11 protein-coding genes are annotated in these 11,749 nt (G+C 42.9%); 7 read left to right on the top strand and 4 right to left on the bottom strand.

The annotated features are described in order from the left end of the window. On the bottom strand, nucleotides 1-517 hold a 517-nt coding region (locus B2Y23_RS06815), incomplete at its 3' end, for a FeoB small GTPase domain-containing protein (protein WP_291369820.1). Next, nucleotides 514-777 (bottom strand): FeoA family protein, encoded by a 264-nt coding sequence (locus B2Y23_RS06820; RefSeq protein WP_291369851.1) that lies wholly within the window; start codon nucleotides 775-777, stop codon nucleotides 514-516. The genes B2Y23_RS06815 and B2Y23_RS06820, both read right to left, overlap by 4 nt. Before the next feature lie 171 nt (nucleotides 778-948). On the opposite strand from B2Y23_RS06820, the gene xerD reads away from it, so the two are divergent. The 4 genes from xerD (at nucleotide 949) to thrC (ending at nucleotide 5,410) form a co-directional block, all read left to right on the top strand. Further along, entirely contained in the window at nucleotides 949-1,866 is a 918-nt protein-coding gene (gene xerD, locus B2Y23_RS06825) for a site-specific tyrosine recombinase XerD (RefSeq protein ID WP_291369823.1), read from the top strand. 98 nt (nucleotides 1,867-1,964) lie between these two features. Beyond that, nucleotides 1,965-2,780, top strand: coding sequence for a DsbC family protein (locus B2Y23_RS06830; protein WP_291369825.1), 816 nt, complete (start codon nucleotides 1,965-1,967; stop codon nucleotides 2,778-2,780). Between the two features lie 123 nt (nucleotides 2,781-2,903). After that, on the top strand, nucleotides 2,904-4,208 hold the full coding sequence (locus tag B2Y23_RS06835) for a homoserine dehydrogenase (protein WP_291355798.1): 1,305 nt from the start codon (nucleotides 2,904-2,906) through the stop codon (nucleotides 4,206-4,208). Nucleotides 4,209-4,270: 62 nt separating this feature from the next. Beyond that, entirely contained in the window at nucleotides 4,271-5,410 is a 1,140-nt protein-coding gene (gene thrC, locus B2Y23_RS06840) for a threonine synthase (protein WP_291369827.1), read from the top strand. 107 nt (nucleotides 5,411-5,517) lie between these two features. On the opposite strand, the gene B2Y23_RS06845 is transcribed toward thrC, so the two are convergent. Beyond that, a complete protein-coding gene (locus tag B2Y23_RS06845) occupies nucleotides 5,518-6,564 on the bottom strand; it encodes a D-alanyl-D-alanine carboxypeptidase family protein (protein WP_291369829.1) in 1,047 nt (348 codons plus the stop codon). Nucleotides 6,565-6,785: 221 nt separating this feature from the next. Between B2Y23_RS06845 and gacA the strand changes: the two genes are divergently transcribed. The 3 genes from gacA (at nucleotide 6,786) to B2Y23_RS06860 (ending at nucleotide 10,446) form a co-directional block, all read left to right on the top strand. Further along, entirely contained in the window at nucleotides 6,786-7,421 is a 636-nt protein-coding gene (gene gacA / locus B2Y23_RS06850) for a response regulator transcription factor GacA (protein WP_086174145.1), read from the top strand. Between the two features lie 27 nt (nucleotides 7,422-7,448). Then, complete coding sequence (locus B2Y23_RS06855) at nucleotides 7,449-9,014, top strand: sensor histidine kinase (protein WP_291369845.1); 1,566 nt, start codon at nucleotides 7,449-7,451, stop codon at nucleotides 9,012-9,014. 79 nt (nucleotides 9,015-9,093) lie between these two features. Beyond that, nucleotides 9,094-10,446 (top strand): sigma-54-dependent transcriptional regulator, encoded by a 1,353-nt coding sequence (locus B2Y23_RS06860; RefSeq protein WP_409449799.1) that lies wholly within the window; start codon nucleotides 9,094-9,096, stop codon nucleotides 10,444-10,446. A gap of 7 nt (nucleotides 10,447-10,453) precedes the next feature. Here B2Y23_RS06860 and B2Y23_RS06865 read toward each other — a convergent pair whose 3' ends face one another. Beyond that, nucleotides 10,454-11,635: a S41 family peptidase gene (locus B2Y23_RS06865; RefSeq protein ID WP_291369849.1), complete on the bottom strand. Its 1,182-nt coding sequence runs from the start codon at nucleotides 11,633-11,635 to the stop codon at nucleotides 10,454-10,456. Between the last annotated feature and the right edge of the window lie 114 nt (nucleotides 11,636-11,749).

An 11,749-nucleotide genomic window follows, 5' to 3' on the forward strand; every position in this document is an offset into this window, starting at 1 on the left:
TTGAGTATTTACCTTGATCTAGCGCATTCATCAGGTTTTCAATGCCTGAATTACGCACCGCCACGGTTTCCACCACAGGAATACCCAAACGCTCCGCCAACTTTTGCGTGTTGATTTGCATGCCACGGCGACGCGCTTCATCCATCATATTCAGCACAAGCAGAATTGGACGGCCCAGCTCGATCATTTCCAGAACCAGACCAAGATGCAGTTTCAGGTTGGTGGCATCAACCACACACAAGAACGCATCTTGCTGGCCTTCTTCGGCAATTTTACCCTGCACCACATCACGGGTAATCGCTTCATCCGGACTGGTGGCATCTAAACTATAAGTGCCGGGTAAATCTAATACACGAACCGGTTTAGCCGACGGCAAGGTGAACTGCCCTACCTTACGTTCAACCGTGACACCGGCATAGTTGGCGACTTTCTGACGTGTACCGGTGAGATGGTTAAATAATGATGTTTTACCACAGTTTGGGTTACCTACCAGGGCAATACGCAACGCATCACTCATGCAGGTGCTCCCTCAAGATTAATTTCAATTTTTTCAGCTTCAACTTTACGCAGTGCGAAACGGGTAAACCCAACTTGAATTAAAATCGGGTCTCCACCAAAAATACCTTTGGTAATGACCTGAACCTTTGTCCCCGGTACAAAGCCCAAAGTTTCCAAACGACTCGCCACCAGATCAGTCTGAGCTGTATCATCATTCAAAGTACGATTTACTTTGCGAATGATGGCCGCTTGTTTCACTTTCAAATCAGATAATCGCACCGCATCTAATCCTAAAATATTTGCTACAGTATACAAACAAATGAGAATAATTACCAAGTAAGGTTTATTCCAATTCTCATCTTGTGCTGTTACATCGACATTCCTACAGAATTGTTCTAAATTGATCCCAGCCAAGAAAAACTTGGATTTTTCATTCAATGTAGAAGTGACATGCTTAATAAAAAACCTCGTATCCCTGCTCCTGTGAGCATTCCTGAACATTTAAGTTTTTTACAGGGTTTCCGAGATTATTTAATTGCACAAACCGTCAGTCCGCATACCCGCAATGCCTATCTGTCTGATTTGGTTCAATGTAGTGAATGCAGTTCCCACGCAATGCCAGAGTGGTCCAGCGATGATATATCAGACGTTTTACTGGCCTTAACCAAACAAGGCAAAAGCCCGCGTTCCATTGCGCGCTCACTTTCTGCCCTGCGTTCTTTTTATAAGTTCTTGCGTGAGCAAAAATTACGTAGCGACAATCCGGTTGCAACACATAAAACCCCTAAAATTGGTCGGGCCTTGCCTAAAGATTTATCTGAAGCTGATGTTGAAGCCCTCATTAACGCACCCGATATCAATACCGCCTTGGGCTTACGCGACCGGGCGATGTTTGAAGTCCTGTATGCCTGTGGGCTACGGGTAACTGAACTCCTTAATTTGCGCCTTGAGTTGATTAATTTAAAACAGGGCTATTTACGTATTGTCGGTAAAGGCAATAAGGAACGTCTGGTGCCTTTGGGACAGGTGGCGTGTGAATGGATTGAAAAATATCTGAATGAAGCACGTGCTAGCCTGTATAAATCTGCCACCGACTATGTTTTTTTAACCCAGCATGGCGGCATCATGAGCCGGCAAAATTTCTGGTATGCCATTAAGCGTTATGCGCTACAAGCGGGGATTCAGGCCGAACTTTCACCGCATACCCTGCGTCATGCCTTTGCCACCCATTTACTCAATCATGGCGCCGACTTACGTGTAGTTCAGATGCTGCTCGGACATAGCGATTTATCGACCACACAAATTTATACCCACGTGGCTCAAGTGCGAATGCAACAACTGCATGCGACTTATCATCCACGCGCTTAATGGCGCTAAATATCAGACCAAGAAGTTTTATCGCAGGCATTTTTTTTTGTTATGCTAAGTCACCAATTTTTATCTATAGCTAAAAGAAAGGGTTATTTATGTCATTTACCCGCTCAAAAATTTTTATTGCCTGTACCTTGGCCAGCAGCTTGGTCATCACTGCTTGTTCCAACTCAAATAACGATGAAAAAAAGCAAAGCACTTTAACCGCTAGCGCACCTGCAACCGGACAGGCATCGAATCTTTCCGAACGCAATGCACAGCAGCGCCTGATTAACACCTTGCAACAGCACTTTAAAAAAGCCAATATCAATGCCAAAGTTTTAGATATTAAAGCCACTGAAGTACCGAATCTGTATTGGGTCAACTTAGAAGGCATGTCATCGGTTTATGCTACTGCCGACGGCAAATACATTATTCAGGGTGATGTGCTGCGTTTAGGCGACAGTAAAATTCACAATGTCAGTGAAAGCCTGCAATCTGAAGCCAATAAAAAGCTGCTGGCCAACTTAAAAACTGAAGATCTTCTGGTGTATAAAGCCAAAGGAAAGACCAAACATGTGGTTTATGTCTTTACCGATGCCAGCTGTCCGTATTGCCACAAACTTCATGAACATATGAATGAAATCAATGCTAAAGGCATTGAAGTACGCTATATCGCATGGCCACGTGGTGAACAGTTCATGCCGGCCATGGAAAGCGTCTGGTGTAGTGAAGACCGTCAAGCGGCTTTTGATCAGGCCATTGCCGGTGCACCGCTTGCTCCTGCAACCTGTAAAAATCCGGTCAGAGATCAATATCAGTTGGGTCTGAATATGGGCGTCAACGGAACTCCGGCAATTTATAATAGCGAAGGGGTTTACCTCGGTGGATATCTATCGCCTGAAGAATTGGTAGAACGTTTAAATAACTAATTTTTATTCGTTAAATTACTGTTTTTTATAGTTGCAGATAAAGTTATTTCTTTCCTAGAGTCTCATGCTTTTTTTAGCTATGATCTAGGTTCGCTTAAAATTGATTAGATATTGGAGTGTGACGTGAAACCAGTTCGTCTGGCAATCCTCGGTCTTGGTACTGTGGGTGGTGGTGCCCTTAAACTTTTAAAAGAAAACGCTGCTGAGATTAGACGTCGCACCGGTCGAGAAATTGAAATTACCCATGTGGGTACACGTCGTCCGCGTCCTGATTTGGATCTTCCAGAATCAATCAAACAAAGTGCTGATCTTCTGGAAATTGTACGTCAACCTGATGTTGACGTTGTGGTTGAAGTGATGGGCGGAATTCATCCAGCCTATGAAGTCATCATGGAAGCCATGAAACATGGCAAACATATTGTGACTGCCAACAAGGCACTCTTGGCTGAACACGGTAATGAACTGTTTAAAGCGGCTGAAGACAATGCCGTGCAAATTGCCTATGAAGCAGCAGTTGCCGGCGGTATTCCAATTATTAAAGTCATTCGTGAAGGTTTGGCGGCCAATAAAATTGACTGGTTGGCCGGTATTATTAACGGGACCGGCAACTTCATTTTAAGTGAAATGCGTGAAAAAGGCCGTGCTTTTGAAGACGTGCTGAAAGAAGCACAAGAACTCGGTTATGCCGAAGCCGATCCGACTTTTGACGTCGAAGGCATTGATGCTGCACATAAACTGACCATTCTGGCGTCATGTGCATTTGGTATTCCGCTACAGTTTGATAAAGTCTTTACAGAAGGCATTGGCAAGGTTACTGCACAAGATGTGAAATATGCAGAAGACTTGGGCTTCCGTATCAAACACTTGGGTATTGCGCGCCGTACCGATGCCGGCATTGAATTACGTGTGCATCCGACTTTAATTCCAGATGACCAGCTGATTGCCAATGTTAATGGCGTGAAAAATGCGGTTCTGGTACAAGCCAATGCTGTTGGTCCAACCCTTTATTACGGTGCTGGCGCAGGCGCAGGTCCAACCGCTTCTGCGGTAGTCGCGGATGTAGTCGATATTGTCCGTGATATTATTTATACCGAAGATGGCGCCGGAACCATTCCACAATTGGCTTTTGAAGCCCTCACGGATTTACCAATTTTAACGCGTGAACAAATGACCACAGGCTACTACATCCGTATTAATGCCGAAGATCAAATGGGCGTACTTGCCGATGTCACCACGATTTTAAGTCGTGCCGGCATCAGTATTGATGCCATCATGCAGCAGTCACGTTTAAAAGACCTGATTCCGATCGTGATTTTAACTGATCCTATCGTTGAATCAAAAATGGATGAAGCGTTGCAACAAATTCAAGCATTGCCCTTCATTCATGGCGAAATTGTACGAATTCGTTTAGAATCGCTTGATAATTAATCGGGTCGAGGGGAATATTTCCGTTCCTCTCGCCAAGCTCTACACACAATTGGAACATCATCATGTCTAATGCCAATCGTTATACTGGTTTAGTTGACCGCTATCGCGACCGTTTACCAGTGTCTGCAACTACTCGTGCAATCTCTTTAGGCGAAGGTAATACGCCACTGATCAAGCTTGAGAACATTCCACGCATTATTGGCAAAAATGTTGAAATTTATGTGAAGTACGAGGGCTTAAACCCGACTGGTTCATTTAAAGACCGTGGTATGACCATGGCAGTGACAAAAGCAGTTGAAGAAGGCTCTAAAGCCATTATCTGTGCGTCTACTGGTAACACTTCTGCTGCTGCAGCTGCATATGCTGCCCGTGCGGGGATCAAAGCGTTCGTAATCATCCCTGAAGGCAAAATTGCCATGGGTAAAATGGCGCAAGCGATGATGTATGGTGCTGTAACCATGCAAATCCGCGGTAACTTCGATGATGGTATGCGTCTGGTGAAAGAAGTTGCTGACCAAGCACCGGTGACCATCGTGAACTCGATCAACCCTTACCGTTTGCAAGGTCAAAAGACTATTGCTTATGAAATTGTTGAAGCTTTAGGTTTCGCACCTGATTATCACTGCTTACCAGTGGGTAACGCAGGGAACATCACTGCACACTGGATGGGTTATACCGAAGCTGTTGCAAACCAATCAAAAGATGAGTTTGAGCAAGTGATTTATGATGCTGCAACAGATCAATTCACTGGTCCTAAACCTGAAGGCTTGCCAACGATGGTCGGTTACCAGGCATCTGGTGCTGCACCGTTCCTGCGTGGTGCACCGGTTGAAAGCCCTGAAACAGTTGCAACTGCCATCCGTATTGGTAATCCACAAAGCTGGAACCATGCAAAAGCTGTAGTTCGTGATTCTAAAGGTTGGTTCGACGAACTTCAGGATAGCGAAATCCTGGAAGCGCAGCGCCTACTTTCTATGTACGAAGGTGTATTCGTAGAACCTGCTTCTGCAGCGTCTATCGGTGGCGCAATTCGTGACATTAAAGCAGGTAAAATTGCTGAAGGTTCTGTGATCGTATGTACCGTAACAGGTAACGGTCTGAAAGACCCTGACACAGCCATCAAGCAATGCCAAGATGCTGTCATGTTGTCTATCGACGCCACTATGGATCAAGTCAAAGACTCTATTCTTTCGAATATGTAATTTATTTCATCTTTAGATGGAAATAAAAAAGCCCTGCAATTGCAGGGCTTTTTTATTTGGAAGTATTCAAACGTTGAGTAAATTTGAATCCTTCGCAAAGTTAAACATTAAATACGTTTTGGTAACTGACTTGCCCAAGTCATTAAACGGGTTGCATCATTGGTACGTGCGGCAGATGTATCTGCGCCCAGCAACACTACCACCGCTGGACGATTATTTAAGGTCGTATGCATTGCTACGCAACGTCCTGCTTCATTGATATAACCGGTTTTTGAAATATTGATATTCCAGCCACCATTACGCACTAGGGCATTGGTGTTGTTAGATTTCAAAACTCGATAACCCAGATTAAAATCATAACTTGGTGTGGTTGAGAATTGGCGAATCAAACTATATTGAGATGCTTTATTGACTAAAATACCCAAATCACGTGCAGAAGACACATTTCCAGGATGCAAACCTGTTGACTCCAGATAATGTGTTGAATGCATACCGAGAGATTTAGCTTTCGCATTCATTGCAGAAATAAAGGCTGCACGGCCACCCGGGAAAGTACGCGCCAATGCAGACGCAGCAGGATTCTCAGACTTCATCAATGCAAATAAAAGTGCTTCAGCACGATTCATGCTGTCACCAGCACGTAAGGTTGAGCTTGAACTCTTACAGCCTGAACAAGAAAAATCGGCCTGTTGTAAGGTAATTTTTTCTGACATGTTTAAACGGGCATCAGCAATGACAACCGCAGTCATCAGTTTAGTCAGGGATGCAATTGGAAAGGCGGTATTACTATTTTTACTATATAAAACCTCACCTGTTTGAGCATCCATTACCAAAGCAGCACGGGCATTTACAGAAGGTTGATTGCTATAGTTTGAATTATTTAAAATCTGTACATTTTGAGGTGCAGAATGAGCAACCACCGCATTTGAGCTACGTACAGAAGTGGTTATTTTTGTTGAACCTTGTGGAGAAACTTCTTCAGCTGAAGCATCACCGTTTAATAACTGATTAGCATCCTCAGACGACCAGTTCAATGCAGCTTGTCCGGGCCCTTTAGAAGCATCCATGACCAGCTCTGCAAAACTGGTTGAACTCATGCTTAACAGAATCGACATGCCTAGCACATGGATTAAAGATTTTTTCGATTGTTTCACGGTGATTTACTCAACTCAAGGAGACAATATACATTTGTATATTCCCTCAAAAATGCTTACATTTAAACACAAATATGAACACTTTTTGTTACTCACAACATTGTGTATAACATTTAATGGAAAGATAGAGAATAGGATTGCTAATTTTGTCATTTCATTGCAAGCTTATTTTGCTTTATGTAACAAAAAAAATGCATTTTTTTGATATGAGGGAGAACTAGGTGATCACAGTTTTAGTGGTAGATGACCATGAATTAGTACGTACCGGAATTTGTCGTATGCTCGAAGATCATGCGGATGTTCAAGTGATTGGTCAGGCTGAATCTGGTGAAGAAGCAATTAACTTAGTCCGTCATCATCACCCTAATGTGGTCTTGCTTGATGTCAACATGCCAGGCATTGGCGGGGTAGAAACCACCCGACGTCTGCTACAGACTGCTCCTGAAACCAAAGTACTGGCCGTCAGTGGCCTGGCTGAAGAACCATATCCTTCTTTATTACTGAAAGCCGGGGCCAAAGGCTATATCACCAAAGGTGCGCCTGTGACCGAAATGGTCCGTGCCATCAACAAGGTGATGCAAGGTGGAAAATATTTCAGTGCCGATATTGCTGAACAACTGGCCAGTTCATATCTTTCAGACACCCAACAATCTCCTTTCGATGCCTTATCGGAACGTGAAATGCAGGTCGCGATGATGGTGGTGAATTGTATTAGTGCCCAGGAAATTGCCGATAAACTTTTTGTTAGCGTTAAAACGGTCAACACTTACCGTTACCGCATCTTCGAAAAGCTGAATCTGGATAGTGATGTCAAATTGACTCATCTGGCCATTCGCTATGGACTGATTAAACCTTAATACCCTTTGGCTTGCTAGAAGACATGCATGACGCAAAATACCAATATTTTTCAGTTTAACCAATATCGTTTAGGCCTTTGGTATAGCACTTACAGATTCATTATTGCGACTAGTCTTTTACTGATTTTCTTATTAACCAATCAGCGCTTAAATACCGAGTATCACTATCCGCAGCTTTATTTTTATGTCCTGATTGGCTATGTGTTAGCAAGCTGTGTTCAGTTAATTACGCTGAAAAGTATACGCTTTAAAATTTCCCGGCAACTTCCGCTATTATTTGTCATTGATGTCATTGCTTTAAGCTTGCTCACCTTGGCGGTAGATGGTCCTAATCTGCAATTAAGTTTGCTGTTTGTAATTACCATTTTTGCAGCCTCATTATTACTGACTGCCAAAAAGGCTTTGATTATTACCTTAATTGCTGTGATCAGCGTGATTTATCAGCTTTTTTTAGGCAGTATTTTTGATTTTTCTTCACTAAATAACATTGGCAATAGTGCGATATTGGCCTTTCTGTTTTTAGTGGTCTATGGCAGTGGTCAAGTTGCAGTACGCCGTTTCCAATTGCTTGAAAATTTAAACTTTTCTCAATCCCTGGAATTAAACCGGCTACAAAACCTGAACCGCTATATTCTGGAACAGATAGAACTCGGTTATTTGGTTTTAGATGAGAACTGCCATATTGTGCTGAGCAACCCCGCTGCCTGCCTACTTTTAGGCATTCCTCCACTCTATGCCTATGACAAATATCCCTTATACAAGGCACAGCCCGATTTATTTGAATTACTTAAATTTGATCAATTGCAGGACGGAGAAAAATTTCAGTTTGAGTCGCAGCTCAGCCATTATCATATGCATATAGAAGTGCAAAAACTGATGGTCCCGCATCAAACCCTGACCCTATTGGTACTACAGGATGCCACCAAGCTTAATCAACGCGTCCAACAATTAAAACTTGCGGCACTTGGACAATTGTCTGCCAGCATTGCCCACGAAATTCGCAATCCTTTAGCGGCCATTGTCCAAGCCAATGAACTTTTGCGGGATAGTGATCCACATCAACAAGCGGCATTGAGCCAGATGATTTCAAAACAGACCCAGCGTATTGATCGTATTATCCAAGACACGCTGAATATGGTGCGGAATAAAGAAACCCATCCCTCCACGATTGAGCTGAAACAGTTTATTCCGCTCCTCATTCAGGAAGATTTGGCTGATATTGCCACCCAGATTAAATATACCGTTCAAAGCAAAATTTTTATTCGTTTTGACGAGGCACAACTGCGTCAAGTTTTGATTAACCTGATTCGCAATGCTATTCGACATAATTCACCTGAGCATTCACATATTGAATTGAATGCCTATTTACATGAACCCAATGTCCGCATTGAAGTCCGTGATTTTGGCGCTGGGGTTGCATCAAAAGATTTAACCTCTTTATTTCAACCTTTTTTTAGTACCGAAATCACAGGAACTGGTTTAGGATTATACTTATCACATAGTTTTTGCGAAGCCAATCAGGCAAAACTCAACTATGTAGAACAAGAACAAGGGGCATGCTTTCAAATAGAATGCCTGCGAGTTGCATTATAAATTAAAATTGCCGGGGTGTACTTTGGAACAACAACCACTTGTATTGTTAGTAGATGATGAAGAAGATTTGTGTACCCTCATGCAAATGTCTTTAGCGCGTATCGGGATCAAAACCCATATTGCACATCGTCTTGAACAAGCCAAAAAATTCTTGTCTGAATACCGGTATGATGCCTGTTTAACCGATTTAAATTTACCGGACGGTAATGGACTGCAACTGGTGGAATGGATTAGCCAGCACTTTCCATCCATACCGGTGGCGGTACTGACGGCATATGGCAATATGGAAATTGCCATTGCGGCACTCAAAGCCGGTGCATTTGATTTTGTCAGCAAACCCGTGAACCAAAAGCATCTGGAACAGCTGCTGCAAAAAGCCTTTAACAAACCGTTTGAGCATTTGCAGACCAAAGAAGATAGTCTGGAACAAAAATTATTAATCGGCCAATCACTGCCGATTCAACAGTTAAGAGTAACCTTAAATAAAATTGCCCGCTCGCAGGCACCGGTATTTATTACTGGCGAATCCGGGACCGGAAAAGAAGTGATTGCCAATCTGGTACATCGCCTCAGTAACCGTAATGAAGGGCCTTTTATTGCGATTAACTGCGGAGCTATTCCGACTGAATTGATGGAAAGCGAACTGTTTGGACATAAAAAAGGTAGTTTTACCGGTGCGACTCAAGACAAACAGGGTCTGATTCAATCTGCGCACGGCGGCAGTCTGTTTCTAGATGAAATCGCCGAACTACCTTTAAACATGCAGGTTAAACTGCTGCGTGCTGTACAGGAAAAACGGATTCGTCCAGTCGGTTCAGACTGTGAAATTGACGTCGATTTTCGCGTGATTAGTGCCAGCCATCAAGACCTGGAAGCACTGGTGCAGCAAGGCCGCTTTAGACAGGACCTGTTCTTCCGTATCCATGTGATGGATCTGGTCCTGCCTCCACTGCGTGAACGTGGTGACGATATTATTTTATTAGCACATCACTTTATTCAGAAAATTAGCCAGGAATGGGATATTCCGCAAAAACAGCTGACAGATCGTGCAAAAAGCTTTTTACTGAGTCAGTATTATCCGGGAAATGTCCGTGAATTGCGTAATATTATTGAGCGTGCCATTACCTTAAGCGATGATGAAAGAATCGACTTGCAACACTTACAAAGTGCACCTTTACGCTATCCAACTGCAGCAATGCCAGAAGTTGCGGAAGATCAACACGTCTTGCGCAGCGACATTCTGGTTTCTTCTAAAAAATTACCCGATGAAGGTTTAGAGCTGTATCTGGAAAATATTGAAAAAGATATTTTACTCAATGCCCTGAATCTGACCCATTGGAACAGAACCCTGGCTGCCAAAAAACTAGGTATGTCTTTCCGTTCCTTGCGTTATCGTCTGAAGAAATTTGGTTTGGATACCGACGAGGAATAAGCTGTTTTTATTTATGACTTAAAATAATCTCTGCAACATGTTCTAGATAGTTGTCTTCTTTCATGTCATGTTGCAGAAGATATTGTTGATCCGGTTGAATACCCACACCCTCAATCATCTGTCCTTTCGGTGTGTAATAATGCGATACCGTCATCTGCAAAGCTGCCCCATTGGAGAGTGGGAACAGTTTTTGCACCACCCCTTTTCCATAGCTTTTTTCACCCACTACCCAGGCACGGCCATGATCTTTCATGGCAGCGGTAAACACTTCAGCAGCAGAGGCAGAACGGTTATTGATTAAAATGCCCAACTTTAAATTCTGAAATTCAAAACTGGGTAAGGCCTGAAACTGCTGATCCCCTTCAGAACGACTTTTGGTCGAGACAATCAATCCTTGATTCAAAAATAAGTCGGCCGATTCCACCGCAGCAGATAACAAACCACCCGGGTTATTTCTTAAATCCAGCAATACTGCTTTCAAGCGTGAGGAAGGATGCTCTTCAATCAGGCGTTTAATTTCATTGGCCGTATCTTGCTGGAAAACTTTGACTTTAATCACCAATACCTGATTATGCAGCAAAGTTGCCTGAATATCGGTTTCGATTTTTTTATTACGGACTAAAATCAGGGGTTTACTATTAGGTGCCAGTTGCAAGCTTAGAGTAGAACCAACCGAACCATTCAATAAACTATTGACCTGATCAGGATTGAGTTTTTTCAGTTCCTGATCATCAATCTTAAAAACACTAACATCATTGCGCAAACCTTGCTTAGCTGAATCAGCATTATCCTTTAAGCCTTGAATGATCCATTGATGCAACTGCTGGTCATATACCAGTTCAAAGTCAACAGAGGCGATATCGCCTTCGGTATATTGCAAGAGCTGCTTATACTCTTCTGGGCTTAAATAACGAGAATAACGGTCCAGTCCACTGACCAGACCTTTAATCGCCTGTTGAAATAAGGCTTCGTCATTTTTGGCATCGACATAATTTTCTTTGACAATGCTATAAATCTGCACGAATTGCTGAATCGATTCCACTGGAACTTCAGCATAATTCTGTTCAGCTTCATCATCAAAATCTAAAACAGGCTGGCTTTTAGCTTTCGCTGCCGCAAGAGCAGAATGGCTCGCACACATGAATAACGTGGTTAAAATGACAACCTTTTTCCAGCGCTGTAAAGCCATCCAACCACCTGTTTATAAGAAGATTTTTATGATTTTAAAGTAATCAAATTACGACCTTTCATTTCTGCAGGTACAGGAATTTGCATGAGGTTCAACAATGTTGGAGCAACATCT

The sequence above is a fragment of the Acinetobacter sp. UBA5934 genome, from assembly GCF_002430855.1.
Taxonomy (GTDB): domain Bacteria; phylum Pseudomonadota; class Gammaproteobacteria; order Pseudomonadales; family Moraxellaceae; genus Acinetobacter.